General features: G+C 63.1%; 19 protein-coding genes. 4 read left to right on the forward strand and 15 right to left on the reverse strand.

Annotation, left to right across the window (positions count from 1 at the left end; all coding sequences use genetic code 11):
- Positions 1 to 69 precede the first annotated feature (69 nt).
- Both ACFSNN_RS18600 and chrA read right to left on the reverse strand, forming a co-directional pair.
- Positions 70 to 1,701 (reverse strand): oleate hydratase, encoded by a 1,632-nt coding sequence (locus tag ACFSNN_RS18600; RefSeq protein ID WP_134462781.1) that lies wholly within the window; start codon positions 1,699 to 1,701, stop codon positions 70 to 72.
- A gap of 145 nt (positions 1,702 to 1,846) precedes the next feature.
- A complete protein-coding gene (chrA, locus tag ACFSNN_RS18605) occupies positions 1,847 to 3,064 on the reverse strand; it encodes a chromate efflux transporter (protein WP_134465564.1) in 1,218 nt (405 codons plus the stop codon).
- Positions 3,065 to 3,466: 402 nt separating this feature from the next.
- Here chrA and ACFSNN_RS18610 point away from each other — a divergent pair, with 402 nt between their 5' ends.
- From ACFSNN_RS18610 to ACFSNN_RS18620, 3 genes are all read left to right on the forward strand, one after another.
- Entirely contained in the window at positions 3,467 to 4,156 is a 690-nt protein-coding gene (locus ACFSNN_RS18610; protein ID WP_134462783.1) for a CBS domain-containing protein, read from the forward strand.
- A 193-nt stretch (positions 4,157 to 4,349) separates the two neighbouring features.
- Positions 4,350 to 4,889, forward strand: coding sequence for a cytochrome b (locus tag ACFSNN_RS18615; RefSeq protein ID WP_134462785.1), 540 nt, complete (start codon positions 4,350 to 4,352; stop codon positions 4,887 to 4,889).
- A 365-nt stretch (positions 4,890 to 5,254) separates the two neighbouring features.
- The gene (locus tag ACFSNN_RS18620; RefSeq protein WP_134462787.1) at positions 5,255 to 6,295 is read left to right on the forward strand and encodes a zinc-dependent alcohol dehydrogenase family protein; all 1,041 of its coding nucleotides are present in this window, start codon (positions 5,255 to 5,257) and stop codon (positions 6,293 to 6,295) included.
- 126 nt (positions 6,296 to 6,421) lie between these two features.
- On the opposite strand, the gene ACFSNN_RS18625 is transcribed toward ACFSNN_RS18620, so the two are convergent.
- The 7 genes from ACFSNN_RS18625 to ACFSNN_RS18655 all read right to left on the reverse strand — a co-directional run bounded on the left by ACFSNN_RS18625 (position 6,422) and on the right by ACFSNN_RS18655 (position 13,744).
- The gene (locus ACFSNN_RS18625; protein ID WP_134462789.1) at positions 6,422 to 7,204 is read right to left on the reverse strand and encodes an ABC transporter ATP-binding protein; all 783 of its coding nucleotides are present in this window, start codon (positions 7,202 to 7,204) and stop codon (positions 6,422 to 6,424) included.
- Positions 7,201 to 8,079, reverse strand: a complete 879-nt coding sequence (locus ACFSNN_RS18630; protein WP_134462791.1) for an ABC transporter ATP-binding protein — start codon at positions 8,077 to 8,079, stop codon at positions 7,201 to 7,203. Before ACFSNN_RS18630 ends, ACFSNN_RS18625 begins: the two co-directional genes overlap by 4 nt.
- Position 8,080: 1 nt before the next feature.
- A complete protein-coding gene (nikC, locus tag ACFSNN_RS18635) occupies positions 8,081 to 8,995 on the reverse strand; it encodes a nickel transporter permease (protein WP_134462793.1) in 915 nt (304 codons plus the stop codon).
- Between the two features lie 64 nt (positions 8,996 to 9,059).
- Positions 9,060 to 10,130 carry an ABC transporter permease gene (locus tag ACFSNN_RS18640; protein ID WP_134462795.1) on the reverse strand — a complete coding sequence of 357 codons (1,071 nt, stop codon included), beginning with the start codon at positions 10,128 to 10,130 and terminating at the stop codon, positions 9,060 to 9,062.
- Positions 10,131 to 10,185: 55 nt separating this feature from the next.
- The gene (locus tag ACFSNN_RS18645; protein WP_134462797.1) at positions 10,186 to 11,793 is read right to left on the reverse strand and encodes an ABC transporter substrate-binding protein; all 1,608 of its coding nucleotides are present in this window, start codon (positions 11,791 to 11,793) and stop codon (positions 10,186 to 10,188) included.
- 64 nt (positions 11,794 to 11,857) lie between these two features.
- A complete protein-coding gene (gene ddpX / locus ACFSNN_RS18650) occupies positions 11,858 to 12,421 on the reverse strand; it encodes a D-alanyl-D-alanine dipeptidase (RefSeq protein WP_134462799.1) in 564 nt (187 codons plus the stop codon).
- An 840-nt stretch (positions 12,422 to 13,261) separates the two neighbouring features.
- Complete coding sequence (locus ACFSNN_RS18655; protein ID WP_134462801.1) at positions 13,262 to 13,744, reverse strand: cupin domain-containing protein; 483 nt, start codon at positions 13,742 to 13,744, stop codon at positions 13,262 to 13,264.
- 143 nt (positions 13,745 to 13,887) lie between these two features.
- On the opposite strand from ACFSNN_RS18655, the gene ACFSNN_RS18660 reads away from it, so the two are divergent.
- Positions 13,888 to 14,793, forward strand: a complete 906-nt coding sequence (locus ACFSNN_RS18660) for a LysR family transcriptional regulator (protein WP_134462803.1) — start codon at positions 13,888 to 13,890, stop codon at positions 14,791 to 14,793.
- A gap of 170 nt (positions 14,794 to 14,963) precedes the next feature.
- Here ACFSNN_RS18660 and ACFSNN_RS18665 read toward each other — a convergent pair whose 3' ends face one another.
- From ACFSNN_RS18665 to ACFSNN_RS18690, 6 genes are all read right to left on the reverse strand, one after another.
- The gene (locus ACFSNN_RS18665; RefSeq protein WP_166799352.1) at positions 14,964 to 15,134 is read right to left on the reverse strand and encodes a hypothetical protein; all 171 of its coding nucleotides are present in this window, start codon (positions 15,132 to 15,134) and stop codon (positions 14,964 to 14,966) included.
- Positions 15,135 to 15,630: 496 nt separating this feature from the next.
- Positions 15,631 to 16,740, reverse strand: coding sequence for a porin (locus ACFSNN_RS18670; protein WP_134462805.1), 1,110 nt, complete (start codon positions 16,738 to 16,740; stop codon positions 15,631 to 15,633).
- 182 nt (positions 16,741 to 16,922) lie between these two features.
- Positions 16,923 to 18,866 carry a CocE/NonD family hydrolase gene (locus ACFSNN_RS18675; RefSeq protein ID WP_208949568.1) on the reverse strand — a complete coding sequence of 648 codons (1,944 nt, stop codon included), beginning with the start codon at positions 18,864 to 18,866 and terminating at the stop codon, positions 16,923 to 16,925.
- The gene (locus ACFSNN_RS18680; protein WP_134462807.1) at positions 18,863 to 20,476 is read right to left on the reverse strand and encodes an ABC transporter substrate-binding protein; all 1,614 of its coding nucleotides are present in this window, start codon (positions 20,474 to 20,476) and stop codon (positions 18,863 to 18,865) included. The genes ACFSNN_RS18675 and ACFSNN_RS18680 overlap by 4 nt, the downstream gene beginning before the upstream one ends.
- Positions 20,473 to 21,516: an ABC transporter ATP-binding protein gene (locus tag ACFSNN_RS18685; protein ID WP_134462809.1), complete on the reverse strand. Its 1,044-nt coding sequence runs from the start codon at positions 21,514 to 21,516 to the stop codon at positions 20,473 to 20,475. The genes ACFSNN_RS18680 and ACFSNN_RS18685 overlap by 4 nt, the downstream gene beginning before the upstream one ends.
- Positions 21,513 to 22,490 carry an ABC transporter ATP-binding protein gene (locus ACFSNN_RS18690; RefSeq protein WP_134462811.1) on the reverse strand — a complete coding sequence of 326 codons (978 nt, stop codon included), beginning with the start codon at positions 22,488 to 22,490 and terminating at the stop codon, positions 21,513 to 21,515. Before ACFSNN_RS18690 ends, ACFSNN_RS18685 begins: the two co-directional genes overlap by 4 nt.
- Between the last annotated feature and the right edge of the window lie 3 nt (positions 22,491 to 22,493).

Consider the following 22,493-nt stretch of genomic DNA (forward strand, 5'->3'; position numbering starts at 1 on the left):
GTTTCTCTCAGCGTACGTGTGCCGTAGGGTCTGTCAGCGCGTCGGCACGAGGCGCGAAAACTGCGACGCTTAGTGGCTGTGCAGCGCCGACGCAGCGCCATACACCACGCGAGGGTCATGCTGGCCTTTGTACACCTCCGGCGCCGAGCGATTCAACCCAAGCAGCGTGTACACCGCGGTCTGCGCGGAGCGCACGGAATATTCGACAGTGAACACGACGTCGTTCGGCAACTCGCAAAACTGCCCGACGAACGCGAGATTCGCCCAGCCCTCGGGTACCACCTTGGGCCGGTCGCCGCGTTTGCGCCGCAGGAACTGGCTGGTGATGAACGGCATGAGGCACGGAATGCAGATCGCGTCGTCGAGAATACGCGACGCCTCCGCCTGAACGTGCAGATGACCGAGCAGCTCGATCATGATTTCGCGCCCCGTGCATTCGATCATCGGCTTGCCGACGAAATTGCCAGGTCTGTCGACGAAGAGCCCATAGCCCCAGAACACCTCGACGTCCTTCGGCTGCCCTATGAAATGCGGCTGGTGCGGCAGGACGATCGAGGCGAGCCAATTCGATTGAGGAAACGTGATCAGGCCGCCTTCGCCCGGCACGTTGCCGGTCAGGTCGCGGATCAGGCGGAACAGTGTCGGATCGTGCAACGTTGCGGTGAAGGAAAGCCATTTCGATTCGTCGACGTGATCGGCGAAAACGGATGGGTGACCAAATTCGGCGCGTCCTGCCGCGATCGTTTTCCAGAGCGCCCATGCGCCGCTACTGTCGTGATGATCGGGCACGGCAACGCGGTTCGTGCCGCCGAGGCTCGATCCCGCCGTCATCGAACCGAGCGTGACGATGACCTTATCGGCTTCACCCACGGGAACTTCGACGCGACGGTTGTCCTGTTCGCAGACTATCGCCGCGACCCGGTTCAGTGCGCCGATTTCGTCGTATCGCAGATCGATGACCCGCGTGTTGGCGCGAAATCGCACACCGCGTTCGTCGAGCCATTTGCGCAGCGGCCGCACCATCGAATCGTACTGGTTGTATACCGTGCGCATGATGCCGTGCAACTGGTTGAAGCCCGGCGTCATATGCGTGAAACGCAGCAGGTAGCGCCGGAATTCGACGGCGCTATGCCATGGCTGGAAGGCGAACGTGGTGCACCACATGATCCAGAAGTTCGTTTCGAAGAAGTCGGGCTTGAAGTGATCGGAGATCCGGCTGTCGCCCAATAGCGCTTCGGGTTCGAGAGAAAGACGGCCAAGCGTGAGCAGGTGCGTCTCCGCAAGTCCGTAAGGCGGCGCATTTTCGCGCTTGCCGTTGCGCACGAGGCGCGCTTTCGACGATGTGCGAATCGTCTCGTTCCAGTCGAAGATTTCCTTGGTGACGCTGCTGCGGCCGTCGAGCGTGGGAATCGAATCGAACAGATCGTAGGTGCACAGATACTTGCTCTCGAGCATGCGGCCGCCGCGCACGACGTAGCCTTCCTGCGGCGAGCCGGCGCCGTCGAGGCTGCCGCCCGGTTTGTCCAGTGCTTCGAAGATCGTGATCTGACAGCCGGGCATATCGGCGTCGCGAATCAGGAAGGCTGCGGCGGCCAACGACGCGATACCGCCTCCCACGAGATAGAAATGCCCGGGTGCGATGGTTTCTTCCCGGGCCCGATCCTCGACCGGATGCCTGGCGGGATGTTCGGAATTATTCATGGTGGGGTCCCCTGATGGCCGTGGAGGTGTTCCCTAGACCATACTGCGCGCTGCAGAGACACCCGTTGAGTTGGATCAACGGAGCGCGACAGGAACCGCCGGCGCAGCGTAAGTGATGCGCGCGTCAGGTGAGAGAAGACTCGCTTTACACGACCCACCAGGCGAGCGCTGCCGTGATCAGTACGACCGCCCAAGACGGCACTCGCCACCAGCCAAGCAGCACGAGCGCCACAACGACTAGCGCAAAATCGCGTCCGGTATGCACTGCGCTGGTCCACACGGGGTCGTACAGCGCGGCGAGCAGGATGCCGACCACGGCCGCGTTGATGCCGGCCATGGCGCGGCGCATCGGTGCGAACGCGCGCAATTCGCCCCACAGGGGCAGCGCCGCGCCGACCAGCAGGAACGAAGGCAGGAAGATCGCCACGGTGGCGATTAGTGCGCCCGTCATGCCCGCCGGATGTCCGCTGCTCGCGGCGCCGAGAAACGCGGCAAACGTAAAAAGCGGACCCGGGACCGCCTGGGCCGCGCCGTAGCCGGCCATGAAGGTGTTCGCGGGAACCCAGCCACGCGGCACGACGACTGCTTCCAGCAGTGGCAAGACAACATGTCCACCGCCGAATACCAGCGAACCGACCCGGTAGAACGCCGAGAACAGATCGAGCGGATAGCTGCGTAGATAGGCCGCGACCGCGGGCAGTCCGAACAGCAGCAGTGCAAAGGCCGCGAGACAAACGAGCGCGCCGGTTTTGGATCCCGGCATGCCGAGCGGCGCACGCGGCACCTCGGTCGATGACCTCAGAAACGCGGCGCCGGCAATTCCCGCGGCGATGATCGACGCAAGCTGCCCGTAGGCCCCGCCGAGCAGGATCACGGTCATGGCCGACGCCGCAGCGATCGTCGCGCGCGCACGGTCCGGGCACAGCATGCGTCCCATCGACCAGACCGCCTGGACGACCACCGCGACCGCGGCGATCTTCAACCCCCGCAGCAGATGAAGCGAAGCCGTATCCGACAGTTGCGCGAAGCCGGACGCAAAGGCCACGAGCAAGAGCACCGACGGCAGGGTGAAGCCCAGCCAGGCCGCTACCGCACCGGCAACACCGCCGCGCAGGCGTCCGATGGCGATGCCGACCTGGCTGCTGCCGGGCCCCGGCAGAAACTGGCACAGCGCCACCAGGTCGCTGAATGTGTGTTCATCGAGCCAGCGGCGGCGCGTGACGAATTCGTCGCGAAAGTAGCCAAGATGGGCCGCCGGGCCGCCGAACGAAGTCAGCCCGAGCCGCAAAAAAATACAGAAGAGGGCCCACGGCGAACTGCGCGCCGGTACAGCGGGTGAGGTCTCTAAATCGGCGCTGCGCATTGGAAGGGGTGTGCTGGCGATGTCGGGTTGGGCTTCGAAAAATAGCACGAGCCGAGCCTTGCGGGGGCCTCGTCTGCAACACGGCCGATTGTGCGTTGCACCGGCGGCAGGTCAGCGTGGGGGGCGTCGACTCTGGGGTGTCACTTCGCGCCTGATTGCTGGCGCTCGAGAAGACAGGTGGCATGCCGGTTATTCGACGGCGAATGGCCGGCGTCGGGTTGATCTGAGCCGCGTTCGGATCGACAGGTGCATGCAACGCCCTTCGAGATGATCCATATCAAACGACACGACGTCGTACCGACCTAATCTCAAATCACAACGGGGGGCTTGGCGCTTCCGGATACCGACGGCCGAGACGGACGTCCCACGAATTCAATCATCCTAACTGTTCAGGAGCCTGCCATGCGCGCATCCGACGTCATGACCAGCAACGTTATATCCGTGACACCTGAAATGACCGTGCGAGAGGTCGCCAGAGTTTTTGTCGACAACGGCATTAGCGGCGCGCCGGTCCTGGATCACGACGGCCATGTCGCCGGCATGATCAGCGAAGGCGATCTGCTCCGCCGTACTGAAATCGGCACCGACGAGCGCACGCGAAGCTCATGGCTCGATTTCTGGTCCGCAAGCGAGGAGGCACGGGATTACATCAAAACCCACGCGGTGAAAGTTCGCGATGTGATGACCACCGACGTGGTGGCCGTTCAGCCCGAAACGGAACTCCGTGAAGTGGCCGGCATCCTCGAGACGCGGCGCATTAAACGTGTGCCCGTGACGAATGCGGGGCGGCTCGTGGGCATCGTGAGCCGGGCCAATCTCGTCCAGGCGCTGGCGAGCGTACCGGATGAACCGGTATCGGATGTGGCGCTTTCCGACGGCGAGATCCGCGCGATGTTGATGGGCGAACTCGCGGGTCGCAAGTGGAGCTTCGCCGGACGCAATATCGTCGTCACAGATGGAGTCGTGCATCTGTGGGGCATCTTCCATTCGTTGGAAGCCGTCGAGGCGGTTCGTGTGGCGGCGCAAACCATACCCGGCGTCAAGCGCGTGGAGGATCACACCGAGCCTTATCCGGTCATGCCGGGCATCTAGCGGGCTCTAGCGCACAGCGGCCGAAAAGCCGACGTTAAAACCGCACGGCGGCTCTGCTCGCATCAGGTTTCCTTAAGGTGAGGTCGTTAGTATCGGTTCGTTTGGGCGGTGTATTTTCCGGCTGTCGATTTGAGCGTTTCTGGCCGCGCGCGTCGTCAATCCAATCAATTTCTGGGCGAATCGAGGAGCACGGATGGGTAAGGTCTATGAAACGCGGCTTCCCGCATATGACGCAGTAGCGCGGACGCTGCACTGGTTAACGGCCGTCCTGATCGCGATGCAGTTTGTGATTGGCTGGACGATGCCCGATGTCCACAAAGACACGCAGCCCGTCGGCCTGATAGCCTGGCATCTCGGCGTCGGCTCGGCACTCATCGCCGTTATGCTCGTCAGGGTTCTATGGCGATTGACCCACTGGCCAAGTCCGGAAGATTTGCCGCCGTTGCTCAACACAGTCTCGCGCATTACGCATTTTCTGCTCTATGCAGCCTTGCTGGCCGTGCCCCTGCTTGGCTGGATCAACGCATCTTCGCGTGGCTGGACGGTCCGCCTGCTGGGCGTCGTGCCATACCCCGCGTTGAGTGAGCCGGGCTCGGCTTTCGGCCACGAGATGGGTGATGTGCACGGCATCCTCGCATGGGTGCTCTTCACACTTATTGGTCTGCATGTGGTCGCGGCATTGTTCCATCGCTTCGTTCTGAAAGACCAGGTGCTGCAACGGATGCTGCCCTAAGCAGGGCCGCCGCGCCATCCGGCGCGAAACAAGTGAGAACAGGTTTGCGCGAACCCATCGACGCCTACGGCGAGATATTGCCAGCGTGCTCTGACGCGTCGCCGCCGAGCAGTCGTTCCTGAACGCGCGTATTGCGCGTACGCGCCCATCACAAGCAGATGCCTTGAGCCGGTGACGGTTTCCGCCGCGCCAACAAAGTCATTTTCATTTTCCTCTCCCCTTCTAGCGGACGAACTGCACGTTCCACGGGCAACGGCGCAGTGATGATCGGCAGGCTCGACGCTTGATGCATGTCAAGCGAGACTACGTCAGCCGGCCTACATTCAGTCATGCACCAGTTCTGTTTCGTCCAACGGAGGCATGACATGAAAGCGCTCGTGTATCACGGTCCCGGCAACAAATCGCTCGATGAACGGCCGATCCCCAGGCTCGCCGCACCTGGCGATGCGATCGTCAAGATGACGCGCACCACGATTTGCGGCACCGATCTGCACATCCTGAAAGGAGACGTGCTGACTTGCGAGCCTGGGCGCATTCTCGGGCATGAGGGCGTCGGCGTCGTCCAGGAGGTCGGCGCGGCCGTTTCCGCGTTCAAGCCTGGCGATAGAGTGCTGATCTCGTGCATCTCTTCGTGCGGCAAATGCGACTACTGTCGGCGCGGGATCTATTCGCACTGCACGACAGGGGGCTGGATTCTGGGTAACAGGATCGACGGGACGCAGGCCGAGTACGTGCGCATTCCGCACGCCGAGACCAGTCTGTACCCGATTCCCGCCGGCGCCGATGAGGAAGCGCTCGTCATGCTCTCGGACATCCTGCCCACCGGCTTCGAATGCGGCGTGCTGAACGGCAAGGTGCAGCCGGGTTGCACGGTGGCGATTGTCGGCGCGGGCCCGATCGGTCTCGCCGCGCTCCTGACCGCGCAGTTCTATTCGCCGGCGCAGATCGTGATGATCGACCGTGACCGCAACCGTCTCGACGTTGCCAGCCGCTTCGGCGCCACGGCCTGCATCGACATCGGCAGTGCCGATCCCGTGGCCGCCGTGATGCAACTGACGGACCAGACGGGTGTCGATTGCGCGATCGAGGCTGTAGGCGTACCCGCGACGTTCGAATTGTGCGAGGCATTGATCGCGCCCGGCGGCGTCATCGCGAATGTCGGCGTGCATGGGGTCAAGGCCGATCTGCACCTGGAGAAACTGTGGGACCGCAACATCTCGATCACGACGCGTCTGGTCGACACCGTCAGCACACCGATGTTGCTCAAGACTGTCCGCGCGAAGCGCATCGATCCCGCGCAGCTCATTACCCACCGCTTTCAGCTCGAGGACGTGGCCAATGCCTATGATACCTTTGGCCGTGCGGCTGAAACGCATGCGCTCAAAGTCATTATCGAAGTGTCGTAGGCATTCTATGAAACCTGGTCCCCATGACGTTCATGGCTGATCCAAGGAGTAACTCGACTCAGAACGGCAGGCCCCGTGCAGTGCAGACCCGCCACTCGACGCAACGCCCGCCGCCTGCATGAGCCTTTACAACGCAGCGTCCACTCCGATCGCCTGAACCGGCTCGCGCTGATAGCCCGTCGTCGCGAGCAGCAGGCGGCGCGTGTACTCATGCTCGACCTGTTGCGCGCGAATGGACGCGATGTCGCACTGCTCGACGATTTCGCCATTACGCATGACCGCGACGCGCGAGCAGAGAAAGCCGACCACCGCCAGGTTGTGGCTCACGAGGACCATCGTCAGGTTGCGTTCGCGATGAAGCCGCCGCAGCAGGTTAAGAATCTCGGCCTGCACCGACACATCGAGCGCGGACGTCGGCTCATCGAGCAGCAGCACGCGCGGTTCGACAATCAGCGCCCGTGCGATCGAGACGCGCTGCCGCTGGCCCCCCGACAGCTGATGCGGATAGCGGAAGCGATACGCCGGACCCAACCCGACTTCGTTTAACGCGTCGACGATGCGTTCGTCCTGGCGGTCGATGCCGTTGATGGTCAGCGGTTCGCGCAAGGTCTGATCGACGGTGAAACGCGGATGCAGTGCGCCGTACGGATCCTGAAAGACCATCTGCACGTCGCGCCGAAACGAGCGGTTGATCTTTTCTCCGGGCACATGGGAGCCGATCGTCATACTGCCGCCGGCGATGGGCGCGAGGCTGGTCAGCGCGCGCAGGATCGTCGACTTGCCGGATCCGGATTCGCCGACCAGCCCGAAAACTTCTCCTTCGCCGACGTGGAAGCTCGCCTCGCGCACTGCGTCGAAGTAACCGGTCTTCGTCTTGAAGCGGACCGTCAGGGCGTCGACGTCGATCATACCGATGCTCCAGTCGATTGCGTGAGCCACGCCGCGTCCCGTTTCAGCACGGGCAGTTCATCGGGTGGATTGACGAGCGGGGGATTCGCCGCGAGCAGGCCGCGCGTATAAGGATGCTCGGCGTGGATGAGATCGCGGGCCGTACAGGTTTCCACCACGCGCCCCGCGTACATCACGACGACGCGGTCGCAGAACGACATGACGAGCGGCAGGTCGTGGCTGATGAAAATGAGGCCCGTGTCGTGCTTTTCGATCATTTCGTCGAGAATCGCGAGCACTTGCATCGAGACGAGCACGTCGAGCGCGCTGGTCGGCTCGTCGGCGACGAGGAGTCGCGGGCCGGACGACACCATCATGGCGATCATCACGCGTTGTCCCATGCCGCCCGACAACTCGTGCGGGTACGCATCGGCGACACGTTCCGGATTGCGGATGTGCACCGCTGCCAGCGCCGCGATGATCTTCTCGCGCATCTCGCGGCGGCCGAGCTTCGGGCCGTGCAGGTCGAACGCTTCGCGCATCTGCTGCGCGACGGTCATCACCGGGTTCAGCGAGTATTTCGGATCCTGCAGGATCATGCCCATCTGCCGGCCGCACAGTTGCCGGCGCTTGCGTGCCGACATCGCCAGCAGATCCTGGCCATCGAACTTCATCGCCTTCGCATGGCATTGCGCGGCAGGCGGCAGCAGGCCGAGCAGCGCGCGTCCGGACAGCGATTTGCCCGAACCGGATTCGCCGACAATGCCAAGCCGCTCGCCGCGATGGAGCGTCAGCGACAGGCCGCGCACGGCTTCCGTCAATTCGCCGTCGTGGCCGCGAAAACCGATTCGCAGGTCGTCGATTTCACACAGGGGTTCGGTGATATCGGCTGGCATGTCAGCTTCCATGGCGAGGATCGAAGACGTCGCGCAGACCGTCGCCGAGCAGATTGAAGGCGAGGCTCACCAGCAGAATGGCAATGCCCGGAATGGTGGCCACCCACCACGAATCGAGCAGCACGTTGCGGCCCGACGCGACCATGTAACCCCATTCGGGACTCGGCGGTTGTGCGCCGAGGCCGAGGAACCCGAGACCCGCGACGGTGAGAATGATGCCGGCCATATCGAGCGTCGCGCGCACGATCACCGACGACGAGCACAGCGGCACGATATAGCGCAACAGGATGCGCAGCCGCGACGCGCCCTGCAACCGTGCGACGTGAATGAAATCGGCTTGCACGAGCCGCAGAGTCTCCGCCCGCGCGAGACGTGCATAGGCCGGCCATGCCGTAATTGAAATCGCGATCACGGCGTTCATGACACCGGGTCCCAGCGCGGCCGCGAACGCGAGCGCGAGCACGATCTTCGGAAACGCCAGGGCTACGTCCGTGATCCGCATCAGCACGTTATCGACCCAGCCGCCAAAGAAGCCGGCCGTGGTGCCGATCAGGAGGCCGACTGGAACCACGATCACCACGACGAGAATCGCGATCGAAAGCGTGAGCCGCGAACCGTAGATGAGCCGCGAGAGGATGTCGCGGCCAAGCTGGTCGGTGCCGAACCAGTGCGACGGCGAACCCGGCGGCAGCAGGCGGTCGGAGAGGACTTGCTGCAACGGATCGTGCGGCGCGATCAGTGGTCCGATCGCCGCGACGATGATCAGCAACGCGAGAATCACAAAGCCGAACACAGACAGCGGATTGCCCGCGAAGCGTCGCCAGCGCCGATAAGCGAGCCCGAGCGCGGCCTGTTTGCGTGACGCGGGCGTGTCGCTCAGCAGCCAGTCTTTCCAGCGTCGGGGCGTGGCATTCATCGGCCAGTCCTGCGTTTGCGTTGATTCATCCAATGGGGGAAGCACGGAAGAAACCTCCGGAGCATCAGCGGGCGCGCGGATCGAATACGCGATAGAGCGCGTCGGTCAGCAGATTGAGCGCGATGAACGTGACGCCGATGACGAGCGTGCTGCCAAGCACGGCGTTCATATCGGCATTCAGCAGCGCTCCCGTCAGATACGAGCCGATCCCGGGCCAGGCGAAGACGATTTCGGTCAGCACCGAACCTTCTAGCAGATAGCTGTACGTGAGCGCGATGATGGTCAGAAGCGGCACGGCGATATTGCCGAAGGCGTGACGCCAGATCACCCGGCGCTCGGGCAAGCCTTTTGCGCGCGCCGTGGTGATGTACTCCTGGCTTAGCTGCTCGAGCATGAACGAACGCGTCATCCGGCTCAGATAAGCGACCGAGTAGTAGCCGAGAATGGCCGCGGGCAGCGCGATATGGGAGAACGCATTGAAAAACACGTCCCATTCGCCCGCGATGAGTGAATCGACCAGCAGGCTGCCCGTATGCGTATCGACCATACCGTCGAATACGGGATCGAGGCGCCCCGGACCGGCCACCCAGTGCAGCTTCGCGTAAAACAACAGCAGCCCCATGAGTCCAAGCCAGAAGACCGGCACAGAGCTGCCGACAAGACCGACAAAGCGCGCGACATGATCGATCCAGCGGTTGTGGCGCACGGCGGCGATTACGCCCAGCGGCACGCCTATCAGCACACCGATGAGGGTCGAGAGGGTCGCAAGTTCGAGCGTCGCGGGGAACACGCGCTGGATGTCTTCGACCACAGGGTGCGCGGTCAGCAGCGACATGCCGAAGTTTCCATGCAGCACGTCGCGCGCGTAGACCAGGAATTGCACGGTAAGCGGCTTGTCGAGCCCGAGCTGCAGGCGTGCTGCCGCGTAGGCCGCCGCCGAAGCGCGGTCGCCGAGAATCGCCAGTACCGGGTCGATCGGGATTTTGCGGCCGATCACGAACGTGACCGCCAGCAAGCCGGTGAAGGTAATCACGAGCGTGAAGATCCAGCGCGCGAGGCGCAAGGTCCAGCGCACGCCGGCGTTTTCAGCCGAAAGCGCGCGCATGCGCTCGAAAGTCGTGAGAGAAGTCGACATGATGGGTTCCCCGGTCGAAGGCGAAGCCAGAACAGTTTCGCCTTCGCCCCATACGCTACTGCTTCTTCAGGTCGCGATACGACACGAGATCATTGATCGGACCCACTTCGAGCCCGGTCACGCCCGGCCGCGCGGCGACCTGCGAGACCTGTTGAAACATGATCACGAAGGGCGAGTTCGCAAGCACCTGCTTCTGCATCGTCTGGTATAGCTCGGCGCGTTTGGTGGTCGACGATTCGGCGAGCGCCGCGTTGGTTTCCTTCGTCAGATCGGGAATATTCCACGAGTTGCGCCACGCGAGCATCTTGTAGGCCGACTTGTCGGAGTTGTCCGGATTCCAGGTGAAGCCCTGCGCATTGCTGTGCGGGTCGATGTAGTCCGCCGACCATTCGCCGATATAGATGTCGTGCGAGCGCGAGCGGTACTTCGCGAGCGTCTGTTTGTTGTCGCCCGGGATGATTTGCACCTTGATGCCGGCCTGGGCGAGATTGGCCTGCACGGCCTCGGCGATTTCACCGTACGGGTAGCCGTTGCGCACGTCCATCGTCACGGAGAAGCCGTTTGGAAGCCCGGCTTTTGCCAGCAACGCCTTGGCCTTTGCGACGTTCTGCTGGTAAGGATTCGAGTTCAGCACGCCGAGAAAGCCTTCCGGCAGGAACGTTTCGTGCACCTTGTAAGTGGTCTTCGCGACATTGCTCTGGATGCCGTTATAGTCGATCAGCCACTTCATCGCTTCCTGGACTTCCGGCTTTGCCAGGTTCGGATTCTTGACGTTGAGGCCGAGGTACAGAAGCGTCGCCTGCGGCACGGCGCTCACATGCGCCTTGCCGGACTTTGTCAGTGCGGCGAGATCGTCCGGGCTCAGATTGCGCGCCACATCGACGTCGCCGTTCTCGAGCAGCAGGCGCTGGCTCGATGCTTCCGGCACATGACGCAACACAATGCGCTTCATCGCGAGCGGCAAGCGATAACCGTCGAAGCGCTGCAGCACGATGCTGTCGTTGGCCGTCCACTTGACGAGCTTGTAGGCGCCGGAGCCCGCCTCGTTCGTGCGCAGCCAGTCGTTGCCGAAGTCATTGCCTTTCTGGTGCGAGAGCAGCAACTGCTTGTCCACCACCGACGCAGGCCACGCGCCGAGCACGTTCAGGACAAACGTGGGGGCGTATTTCTGGTCGGTCGTCACACTGACCGTTGTGTCGTCGATCTTTTTCACGTTGCTGAGCGCGTTGTCACGGGTCAGGCCGATGCCTTGCAGCACGGCGGCCGCGCCTTTGTCGAGCAGCACCGTGCGCTGGATCGACCAGGCGACGTCGTCGGCGGTCAACGGATTGCCCGAGTGGAACTTGAGACCTGGGCGGATCTTGAACGTGAAGGTCAGACCGTCGGGGCTGACGGTCCATGATTGCGCAACATCGCCGTTGAACTTAGACGGGTCTTTCAGATCGACTCGCACCAGCCGGTCATAGGTATTGGCCACATATTCTTCGGGCACCAGCTCGTAGACTTCGCCCGGATCGAGCGTGGTGAATTCGTCGAGGAACGTCGCCATGACGAACATGTCTTTCGGCGTTGCCGCCGCAGCGGGGCTCGTCGCCGTGAACGACAGCGTCAAGGCGGAGGCGATCGCCGCCGCTGCCAGTGCATTGCGCAATACCAGTTTCATACTCGCTCCATAAGGAATGGGTTAGAGCCTGCCGGGGAACAACGGACGCGGAAATCGAAAGCCACTACATGAGACGCAACGGGCCGCTTTCACTGTTGTCGATCACGGGCAGCGCGCGGGAGCCAGGCAACTCGTAATGCCACCATTCGTTCTTGATGTGGGCGAAGCCCGCGGCGAGCATGAGGCCGAGCAGTAGCAGGCGGTTGCGCTGCACGTGCTCGGGTAGGCCCGGATGGAAGTGCTCGGATTCGATTGTCATGGCATCGAAGCCTGTGCCCATGTCGAGTTCGTTGCCGCCGGCATCGAGGAGAGTCAGGTCGATCGCCGTGCCGCGGCTATGGTTCGAACCACGGCCAAGCTCGGCGATGTAGGTGGGGTCCGGCAGGAAATCCCATAGCACCTGCTGCGCCTGGGGTGGACGGTAGGCGTCGAAAATCCGCAGCGTCAGGCCGGCCTCGCGGGCAATCGTGACTGCCTTGCGCAAAGCGGCTTCGGCTGGTTCGAGCAGCAGGCAGTGGGCCTCCTTGTAGATGGGCTTGCCGGTCAGGTTGCGCTCGGTGGCATAGACGAGGTCGATGTCCACGCCGTGCCCGGCGCGCGTGATTTCGATGAGTCGCGGTTCTGTCATGGAGGGCGGTGGAATATTGAATGGGAGAGGGTTCAGAGATCGAACAGGTTAGATTCGCCTTGTAGTTCGCGATTACGTGCGACGCGTTTGTCGATGGCAGATGTATTCGAGGTGTCCATGAAACGCGTAGCCGATACCGCGCGTCGGCTGAATGCCGAGGATACACTGAGCAGGCGCTGCAGATGCACTCTGCGATGCGCGCGAACGTGAGGGATTGCGCTAACTGGTCCACGCGTTGACTCGTGTCAGCAGGGGCAGGTCTGGTTAATTGCATGTCATTTAATGGAGTGGTGACATGCATCTAACAAGGCCAATAACCTCAGCGCGAGTATAAAAAATCAATTGAGCGTGACTGTTTAATAGTTTCGTCGGAAGTGAACGAGCGCCCGTCGCGCGCCGCAAGCGGTCGTGGCCGTGTGAGAAGTCCGAACGGCAGTCCTCTATCGCGATAGACATCCAACAGGTCGTGGAGGCAATTGATACACGATCCCGAACTGTGCCGCGAAGACGCGCACGCCGATCTTTGCGTCCAACTCCGGCAAGAGTATCGACGGCGCTTTGCGGCGTGGATGCCACGCCGTCTCGAACATTGCCGCGATCGTCTCAAGTTCGCGGTTCGATGTAGTGCAATCCACGGCGTCGTTCGATCGCTCCAAAGTCGGTTCATTGACGTGAAACAGGCAAGGCGACCAAACCGGGTATCTGGGTGTCGCAGAAAAATACGAGAAAAGCAGTATGGCTGCGGTGAAGACTGGAGATGCCGGGCCGCCCACTTCGCAGTTAGCCAAAGCGATGAAAGAACTCAGATGGCTGCAGGGTCTGCTGCACGGCAGACCTGTTTCAGACGGAGGCCGCAGTTGGCGCGTGTAGCGTAATACCGAAGCGCGCCGCTGCATCGCGCATGCGTGCCTTGAAGGCGTCATCGGGTTCCCGCGTTTCGGCCAGCGCCGCTAGCGGTTCCGCGCAAGCCTGCACGAAGCGGTCGAAGCCGGCCGGCGCGCAGATCACCAGGTAGCGCGCGGTTTGCGTGCCGGTGTTCACCAGCCGATGCCGCATGCCACGCCCGAACGTGAAGGATGCCCCGGCGCGCAACGTTTGCGTTTTTTCATCGCTGATGGTCTGCAACTCGCCTTCGAGCATGACCAGCGTCTCGTCTTCGTTGTCATGATGATGCATCGGGGTAGCGCGGCCAGCGGGCGAAGCCATTTCGAGCACACAATATGCGTCCGCCGTTTGGGCGCCGGACACCAGGATGCGCGTATGGGAGCCGCCGAAGTCGTAGCCGACGGTTCCGGTTAAGATGTCTGTATCACGCGCGGTCACTGTTTTCTCCGAAGGAATAGGGCTGCGTGACGCCTGTTCCAGATCGTGTTTGCGTCGACGTGATAAGACTATAACGGCGCGTCGACTCACATGGGGTCGCCGCCATGCCGCGACTCTGACGACACGATGTCGTGAATCTATCGATGAAAAATCTCAGCCAGTTCCTCAATTTCTCAGCCGTCGCACGATATGGAAGCTTCGCGCAGGCCGCGCGAGAGCTCGGGCTCGCGCCATCGTCTGTGGCCAAAAGCGTCGCGCGTCTCGAGAAGGACTTGGGCGGTCGCCTCTTTCATCGCACTACACGCGCGCTGACGCTCACCGAAGAGGGCCGCGCCCTCTACGCGAAGTGCGAGTTGCTCGTGGCGCAAATCGACGCGCTCGATCTGACGTCGCTCGGCGAATCAGACGAGCCCGCAGGCGTGCTGCGGATTGGCGCGCCGATCGGTTACGGCGTGCGCATCGTGCTGCCTTTGCTGGCACGGCTACGCGAGCGTCATCCGGCGCTCGAATTCGATCTGCGGCTATCCGATGGGCGTGTCAGCCTGCTTGACGAAGGGCTCGACGCGGTTGTCCGCTTCGGTCAACTCGAAGATTCGTCGCTGATCGCGCACAAGATCGACGAACAGCCTCTGGTGTTGTGCGCAAGCCCGGCATATCTCTCCACGCACCAGTCCATCCGTGCAACTCACGATCTGGCGCATCACACCGTTATTGTGTTCCGCCTGCCGACCCACGGCCGCGACAGGCCGCTCGAATTTGTCGAGAAAGGCAAGCCGGTGACCTTCACGCCCAACACACCTTTTCGCATCAGCCATGGCGAGGCGCTCGCGGAGGCGGCAGTGCTCGGCATCGGCATCGCGCAGATGCCCCAGTTCTACGCGCAGCCGTATCTTGCCGAAGGCGCGCTGGTTGAACTGCTGCCGCGATGTCGGCCGACGCCGCTGGCCGTGAACCTGGTGTTGCCGGGATCGCGAGTGCGCGCCGCGCGCGTCCGTGCGCTGGTGGAGGCGCTGACGGATGGACACCGCGCAAAGCCGGGTCGGCGATAGCGCGAACGTGCGAGCCCATGACTGCGCAGGCCGTCGGTCGATTGCAAGTGCCTTGATGGCTTACTTCTGGAATTGGGTTGGCGTCGGTAGTCGACGCGCATGCGGGCTGCGCACCGGGCGACCGCCGCGTATCGTCGTAGACGGCACGGAGGGCGGATTGGCCGTCGTGATCAAAACTTCGGAATTGGGCGCGCGCCGCCAGCCCAATCATGTGTGTATTGATAGACGTTCTGGATGTAGACCTCCAGGCGTTGGTCGAGTTTGCCGCCCGTGATGGCGGACATGGCGACGCGATCTAGCACTTCGACATCAGGTAGGTCACGAATCACAAGCGTATTCATTGCAGTTCTCCATAAAAGGTGAGTCGACAGAAAAATTTGGCCGACATAGCGGTCGCGGTGCCGCTAGCAGATCCAAAGCACATGTCGCGCCAATCTCGGCATCACACCGGCCCACGTCTCGTAACTGCTCGACCGTAGGCGTTACACGGATCGCGGCCGGGTGCTTGCAGCGCGCGCAGTCGGAAGTGGTCGGTTCGTATCCGACGGTCCACCCCGTACTGTTGGATCTGGATCGCAATGCAGTATGGCTGCCAGCCCAGGTTCGAGCGTCGAGAGTGAGCGAGATATTCCAACTTACGATCGACGGCGGCTTCCGCGATGCGCAGCGTGACCAGATGTCCATCGGGGACAAGCGTGGTTCGATCGGCAACTCGATCACTTCAGCGTGGCCTGCTTCGGCGGCGCCGCGAAGAATGTGTTGATCTGACGCCGCGCCGCCGGTCATCAGCGCGCCGGCATGCGCGAGTGCGATAGATTTCCCGGCGTTCGCCGACGCTCAGAACTTATGACGGATGCCCGTGACGGCAATAAACTGCGTGCCGCTGCTGGACGGGCCTGATGCCCCCTCGATCTGCGCGACCGCGTTCGTGGCGCGCTGGTACAGCAAGTCGATATAGACGTCGGTCGACTTCGACAGGAAGTACTGAACCCCCGCGGTCGTCTGCCAGTAGTGCCACGAGTCCACCTTCCCGTTCGTCGATACGTTCGTATAGGTCTCGCCAATCGCCGCATGCACGGCCGGCGAAATGCGGTAGCGCAGGCTCGCCTCGGCATTCTGGTAGGTCTGGTACTGGCTCGCGGGTGTCAGCTCGAAACGTGTGTTGGTGTACATCAAGCCGACGCTTGCATTGCCGATGTCGTACAGTCCGCCCGCGCCGTAAATGCGCTGCTTGCTGATGCCCTTCAGGAAAGTGAAGTAGTTGTCGGAGGGAATCGCGCCGGTCGTGTCGGTGGCGGGATGATCGAGCATCACGTAGGCCGCGCCAAGATGCCATGGACCGTTCGCGTAGCTCGCGCCGACGCTGTACGAGCGGTTCGTTGCGAAATTGCCGGCATTTCCCGACAGCGCGTACATGGTGTTGATCTGCAGACCGTAGAAGGTCGGCGTCACGTATTTGATCGAGTTGTCGGTGCGAAACGTGTTGTTGATATCGTCGACGTCGAATGGATGCGTGCCGTACTGCACGGTGTCAGCGGCGAGTTGCAGCGGTTCCAGCGAATCTTGCGACGCGTTGTACTGACGGCCGAACGTCAACGTGCCGTAGCGATCGCTCGACAAACCGACCCACGCTTGTCGCCCGAAGATGCGTCCATTCGCGCTGGCCGTGCCGTTCATCAGATTGAAGCCGTTCTCGAGCCGGAAGACCGCGCGGTTGCCGCCGCCAAGGTCTTCGCTGCCGAGCAGGCCCCAGCGCGAACCCTGTTCGCTGCCGGCCGTCGCCTGATAGTTCGACTTGCCGCCCTGATTGCTGGTGTAGGTGAAACCACCGTCGGCGATGCCATACAGCGTCACGCTCGACTGTGCGTGTGCCGCGCCGGCCGACAGGCCGATGCCGCTGATGCCGCCGATGGCGAGCAGCGTCGCCGGTAGTGTCTGTTTGCGCATGGTGCTTGTCCTCTTGGAGTGGGTCTTACTGTTGAAAAATCGGCGTGCGACGAACGGAAGCGCTCGCGCCTGGGTCTGGGCGCTTCCGGCCTATCGCAGAAAATCCGGGCAAAAAGAGGCCTCGGACGTCGCGCTGAACGCGACGCCTCAATGACCTGGAACGGGGTGGAGCGGAGGCGCTGCTAGCCGGTTTTGCGGCTATCCGCCGGGTTCGGCTGCATGGCTTCGAGCGAAGCCACCGGGACGAGCGGCAGTACGACGTGCGACGCTTGATCCGCGCCGAAATGCACACGGTTCACCGCGACGCGTGGTGTGCGCGCCAGCGCGGGCGCCTCGCCGCTATTCGGGTTGACGTCGAAGTGCGGGAAATTGCTGCTCGACACATCGAGGCGGATGCGATGGCCGCGTCTGAACAGATTGGCCGTGGCGAACGGTTCGATTTCGATCGCGTAGACGCGGCCTTCTTCCAGGGCACGCGGCTCGGTCCACGATTCGTGAAAGCGGCAGCGGAAAATGCCGTCGGTCAGGTTCATCGCGTAGCCGTGCGGGTAATCGGCATTTGGCGGATAGACGTCGATCAGCTTTGCGGTGAAGTCGGTGTCGGGCGCATCGGACGAAATCCACAGCTTCACGACAATCGGCCCAATCACGGCGACGTCTGCTTCGAGCGGCTCCGTCTGAAACACGAGAACATCCGGGCGTGCCGAGAGCGGCATACCCATGTGCCGCGTGCCGAAGAAGCGCGCGTCCTCGCGCTGGTCGAACGCGCCGCCTTCGAAAACCGGCGCGCCCGAGGTTAGCGCGCCGCCGATCGTCGGCACCGGATTGGACGGATCGAACGAATACGAGGTCGCCGCAGGCGCCGCCTGCAAAGCGTCATTCGATGCCGAAAGCGAGCCGTCCCCGGCAAGATAAAACGGCGTGGGGCGCGTGCCGGGCAACGGCCATTGCGCTGACTTGACCCAGCGTCCGCCGTGCTCCATGCGGCCCTGCGGATTACGCGCGCCACTGCCGCCGCCCATCACGAAGATACGTGCGACGGCATCGCCTGCCCCGTTCGACGCGCTGTTCGGTTGCAGCCAGCGGTCGAACCAGTCGGCGCGGAACGCCAGCCAGTCTTTCGCAATCTGACCTTCGATCACCGCGTCGGGTCCGAATTCAACGTCGCCGCTGTATGACACGTTGCGGTCGCCGTGCAGCCACGGACCCATGATCAGATACGCCGGAGCGCCGGGCATGCCGGATAACGCGGCGAAATTATCGAGTGTGCTGCGCACATAAGCGTCGTACCAACTCGACATCAGCACCGTCGGCACGCGCGTCATGGTGTCGTAATAGCCTTCGGCATAGATGCCTGGCTGTTTCCAGTAGTCGTCGAACACGTCGTGCGTCCATTGTTCGAACAGATAGCGCTCGTATTCCGGCACCGCAGCCAGCGGCGAGTGACCGGGCCGCCACGGCATCCGCGCAAACCATTGACGCAGATCGCTCGCATTCAGCGCCGCCGCAACCAGCGGATTTTCGGCGGCCGCGGTGCTGTTCTTTGCGCGGTTGAAGGCCCACGTCGCCTGCTTCAGTTCGAAGGTGCCGCCCTGGCGAATGCCGCAGCGATAGCCGTTGGCGAAACCGCCGGAGTCCAGCACCATGCACGCTAGTCCCGGCGGATTCAGGCAGGCGGCGGCAAGCTGCGTGTGGGCCGCGTACGAGAGCCCCATCGTGCCTACCTTGCCGTTCGACCAGCGTTGTTGCGTGATCCATTCGATCGTGTCGAAGCCGTCCGGCCCTTCAGCGATGTATTTCGTGAACGTGCCTTCGGAGTTATAGCGCCCCCGGCAGTCCTGCAGCACCACGGCGTAACCGCGCGCGGCGAAATAGCGGGCCACGTCGGCGCGATTCGCGGGTGGCTCGCCGTGATGGATTTCCGAACGCGAGATATCGGATTTGCCATACGGCGTGCGTTCGAGAATCGTGGGCAGCGGCGCGTCGATGCCCACGCGGTAACCGGCGGGGAAGTACACGTCGGTGGCGAGCCGCACGCCGTCGCGCATCGGCACCATGACGTCGCCAAACGGGTTGAGCGTCGAATCAGCGGAAAGCGCCCCGCTGCGGGAAAAAGCGTCGGTCATGGTTGGGTCTCGATGAAAAGCAGCGAGGTGCGTTCAGACTTATTCGGATGGAAAATCACGCCGTTGCGTGCCGCCCAGTAGTCCACAGGGAAATAGAGCGGCACGATGCCGTAATCGCTGAAGCCCGCGTGCGCGGCCTGTTGCAGCAACTGGTCGCGCCTCGCCGGATCGAAGGTCGCGGCGGCTTCGCGCAGCAGCCGGTCGAGCGTCGGGTTCGAATAGCGAGTGCGGTTGAAGGCGCCCGTGCCGCGCTCACGTGAATAGCTTTCGAGCACGTTGGTGAGCCCAATCGCGGAATCGCTCGTCGTATTGCCGAAACTGAAGACGAACGCACTGTAGCTGCGCCTTGCGGCAGCGCCTGCATACACGTTGTACGGCTGCGTGACGACATCGTTCACGGCGATGCCGCCGCGCGCGAGCATCTGGCCGAGCGCCTGGCCGAGATCGCCGTCGCTCGCGAAGCGATCGTTCGACGAATGGATCGTTAGCCGGAAGCCGTTCGGATAGCCGGCCGCGACCAGCAGGCGTTGCGCGCCGACGGGGTCGTACCGGTCCGGCTGCAGCTGCGGGTCATAGCCGCCCATGCCGGGCGGCACGATTTGCGCAGCCGGCAGTCCGGCGCCGTTCAGCAGATGCTGCGTGATCGCATCGCGGTCGATCATCTTCGAGATGGCTTCGCGCACGCGCACGTCGCGCAGCGGATTGCGCGCGATCGCCGAACCGTCGGCGGCGGTGACAAACGGGGAAGCGTCGCGCGACGAATCCAGTGCGAGATAGATGAGCCGTGCGGACGGACCGGAAAAGAGCGTCACGTTTCGTTCGCGGCGCAGGCGGCCGATCGTGACCGGCGGTACGTTGTCGATCAGATCGACGGAGCCCGACAACAAGGCCGACAGTCGCGCGGCGTCGTTCGATACGAAGCGGATGGTGCAGGTGTCGAAAACAGGCCGCTTGCCCCAGTAGTAGTCATTGCGCACGAGTTCGAGACGGTCGCCGGGAATCCAGCGCGCGAGACGATACGGACCGGTGCCGACGGCGACAGCGGGCAGGCGGTAGTCATTGCTCGCGTGGCCCGCGCTCGCGTGCTGCGACACGATATACACGAGCCCGATCTGCTCGACGAACGCGGGTGAAGGCGTCTTCGTCACAATGCGCAGCGTCAGCGGATCGACGACCTCGATGCGCTCGATGTTCGCGACCGCGCCCGAATACGGCGCGGGGCTGTTCGGCACGGAGCGCGCACGGCGCAGTGAATACGCGACGTCGTCGGCGGTCATTGTCGAGCCGTCCGAGAAGCGCACGTGCGGGCGCAGATGGAATTCCCACGTGAGCGGATCGACCGCGCGCCACGACACCGCGAGGCCGGGCCGGACCTGCAGGTTGTCGTCCTGTTCGATCAGCCGCTCGAACATGTTCTCGGCGGTTTGCATATTGTTCTGCGTGCGCGAGAACAGCGGATCGAGTGACTGCGGCTCGGACGCGAGCGCCATCGTCAGCGAGCGCGCCTGCGCGCCGGTGGCCGCGCCGACAAAGCTCAGTGCGCACGCGAGCGCGATTGCCGCCGTGCGCATGCGGCCGCGTCGGCGCATGGATGAAATCGTCGTGTTCATCGCACCTCCACCAGATGACACGCGACCTGATGGGTGGCGCCACTCTGGCGCAACAGAGGCCGCTCTGTGCGGCAACGCTGGGTCGCGTGCGGGCAGCGTGGATGGAAGTGACAACCATCGGGCGGCGCGAGCGGCGACGGAATCTCACCTTGAATCGACTCGAACTGCCGTTTGCGATTCGACAGGCGCGGCACCTGCGCAAGCAGCGCGATCGTGTACGGATGCTGCGGATTGGCGAACAGTTCGACGGTCGGCGCGGTTTCGACGATACGGCCGAGATACATGATGGCGACGCGATCGCTGATGTGCTCGACGACGCCCAGATCGTGGCTGATGAACAGGTACGTGAGACCGAGATCGCGGCGCAGTTGCATGAAGAGATTGATGATCTGCGCCTGGATCGACACGTCGAGTGCCGCGATCGATTCGTCGCAGATCAGGAAATCCGGCTTCACCGCCAGGGCGCGGCCGATTCCGATGCGCTGACGTTGGCCGCCGGAAAACTGATGTGGGAAGCGTTCGCGGAAATCCGGATTCAGGCCGACGCGCTCCATCACGTCGACGACATAAGCGTCCAGCTGTTTGCGCTCGACGATGCCGTGCACGAGCGGCGCCTCGCCAATAATGTCGCGCACCCGCTTGCGCGGATTGAGAGAGGACAGCGGGTCCTGGAAAATCATCTGGGTGGCGAGCCGGTGACGCGGAGTGCGCTGTCCAGCGCGAGTGCCGTCATGCTCGCTGCCCGGCGCCGATGGCTCGGCGGTCTTCTCGATTGTGCGGATCGAGCCGCTCGACGGCGCGCCGATCCCGGCCAGCATCCGGCCGAGGGTCGATTTTCCACAGCCGGATTCGCCGACCAGACCGACCACTTCGCCGCGATGAATCGTCAGGCTGACGTCATCGACGGCATGGACGATCTGTTCCTCAGCGCGGGCGCCAAGCCAGCCGGCGATCCGCTCGGCGTAGTTCAGGTGTCGGACGAAGCGGCGCGACACGTGGTCGACTTCGACCAGCGGCGCCATGACATGGGGTGCGTTCATGCGGGCGCTCCGGAACGGGGATGGAAACAGCGGAACAGGTGCGTGCCCTCGCCGGTGACGGGAGGCTCGGCGCTGCGGCACAACGAAGTGGCGTACGCACAGCGCGGCGCGAACGCGCAGCCCACCGGCAGCTTGAGCGCGCTCGGCGCGATGCCCGGAATCTGCTTGAGCGACTCGCCGCGCCGGGCTTTTTCAGGCAAGGAGTCGATCAGCCCGATGGTGTACGGGTGGCGCGGTCGTTCCAGAATCTCGTCGACGCTGCCCGTTTCGACGACCCGGCCGGCGTACATCACGCAAATGCGGTCCGCCAGCCCCGCGACCACGGCGAGATCATGGCTGACCCACACCATGGCGGTATGCGAACGGGCGCACAGCTTCTGCATTTCCGCGAGGATCTGCGCCTGAATCGTGACGTCGAGCGCGGTGGTCGGCTCGTCGGCGATAATCAGTTCCGGGTCGTGCAGCAGCGCGATCGCAATCGCCACACGCTGCCGCATGCCGCCCGACAACTGATGCGGATACGCGCGCAAGCGTTCGTCCGGCGAAGGAATGCCGACCGACGCCAAGGCGTCGCGCGCCCGTTGCCGCGCTGCGTGTTTCGATATGCGGGTGTGGGCCTGGACCGCCTCGATCATCTGCGTGTCGATGCGCAGAACCGGGTTCAGCGTCATCATCGGATCCTGGAAGATCATCGCGATGCGATTGCCGCGCAAGCGGCGCAGCGCTTCAGGCGTGAGTGTGGTCAGGTCTTCGCCTTTGAATAGCACGCGGCCGCCGACAATGCGTCCCGGCGCGTCGATCAGCCCGAGCACGGAGAAGCCCGTAATCGATTTGCCGGAGCCGGATTCGCCGACAAGGCCGACGATCTCGCCTGGCGCGACATCGAAACTGGCGTCGTCGACGGCTTTCGCGACGCCGCCGCCGGTAAAGAAATGCGTGCGCAAATTCTGCACGGACAGGGTAGGGGTGGACATGCG

Origin of the sequence: Paraburkholderia dipogonis (assembly GCF_042680985.1) — a bacterium.
GTDB lineage: Bacteria > Pseudomonadota > Gammaproteobacteria > Burkholderiales > Burkholderiaceae > Paraburkholderia > Paraburkholderia phytofirmans.

Excerpts from the sequence above, each read along its gene's own strand:
- ACFSNN_RS18600 (WP_134462781.1), bottom strand. The coding sequence starts at position 1,701 with ATGAATAATTCCGAACATCCCGCCAGGCATCCGGTCGAGGATCGGGCC.
- chrA (WP_134465564.1), bottom strand. The coding sequence starts at position 3,064 with ATGCGCAGCGCCGATTTAGAGACCTCACCCGCTGTACCGGCGCGCAGT.
- ACFSNN_RS18610 (WP_134462783.1), top strand. The coding sequence starts at position 3,467 with ATGCGCGCATCCGACGTCATGACCAGCAACGTTATATCCGTGACACCT.
- ACFSNN_RS18615 (WP_134462785.1), top strand. The coding sequence starts at position 4,350 with ATGGGTAAGGTCTATGAAACGCGGCTTCCCGCATATGACGCAGTAGCG.
- ACFSNN_RS18620 (WP_134462787.1), top strand. The coding sequence starts at position 5,255 with ATGAAAGCGCTCGTGTATCACGGTCCCGGCAACAAATCGCTCGATGAA.
- ACFSNN_RS18625 (WP_134462789.1), bottom strand. The coding sequence starts at position 7,204 with ATGATCGACGTCGACGCCCTGACGGTCCGCTTCAAGACGAAGACCGGT.
- ACFSNN_RS18630 (WP_134462791.1), bottom strand. The coding sequence starts at position 8,079 with ATGCCAGCCGATATCACCGAACCCCTGTGTGAAATCGACGACCTGCGA.
- nikC (WP_134462793.1), bottom strand. The coding sequence starts at position 8,995 with ATGAATGCCACGCCCCGACGCTGGAAAGACTGGCTGCTGAGCGACACG.
- ACFSNN_RS18640 (WP_134462795.1), bottom strand. The coding sequence starts at position 10,130 with ATGTCGACTTCTCTCACGACTTTCGAGCGCATGCGCGCGCTTTCGGCT.
- ACFSNN_RS18645 (WP_134462797.1), bottom strand. The coding sequence starts at position 11,793 with ATGAAACTGGTATTGCGCAATGCACTGGCAGCGGCGGCGATCGCCTCC.
- ddpX (WP_134462799.1), bottom strand. The coding sequence starts at position 12,421 with ATGACAGAACCGCGACTCATCGAAATCACGCGCGCCGGGCACGGCGTG.
- ACFSNN_RS18660 (WP_134462803.1), top strand. The coding sequence starts at position 13,888 with ATGAAAAATCTCAGCCAGTTCCTCAATTTCTCAGCCGTCGCACGATAT.
- ACFSNN_RS18665 (WP_166799352.1), bottom strand. The coding sequence starts at position 15,134 with ATGAATACGCTTGTGATTCGTGACCTACCTGATGTCGAAGTGCTAGAT.
- ACFSNN_RS18670 (WP_134462805.1), bottom strand. The coding sequence starts at position 16,740 with ATGCGCAAACAGACACTACCGGCGACGCTGCTCGCCATCGGCGGCATC.
- ACFSNN_RS18675 (WP_208949568.1), bottom strand. The coding sequence starts at position 18,866 with ATGACCGACGCTTTTTCCCGCAGCGGGGCGCTTTCCGCTGATTCGACG.
- ACFSNN_RS18680 (WP_134462807.1), bottom strand. The coding sequence starts at position 20,476 with ATGAACACGACGATTTCATCCATGCGCCGACGCGGCCGCATGCGCACG.
- ACFSNN_RS18685 (WP_134462809.1), bottom strand. The coding sequence starts at position 21,516 with ATGAACGCACCCCATGTCATGGCGCCGCTGGTCGAAGTCGACCACGTG.
- ACFSNN_RS18690 (WP_134462811.1), bottom strand. The coding sequence starts at position 22,490 with ATGTCCACCCCTACCCTGTCCGTGCAGAATTTGCGCACGCATTTCTTT.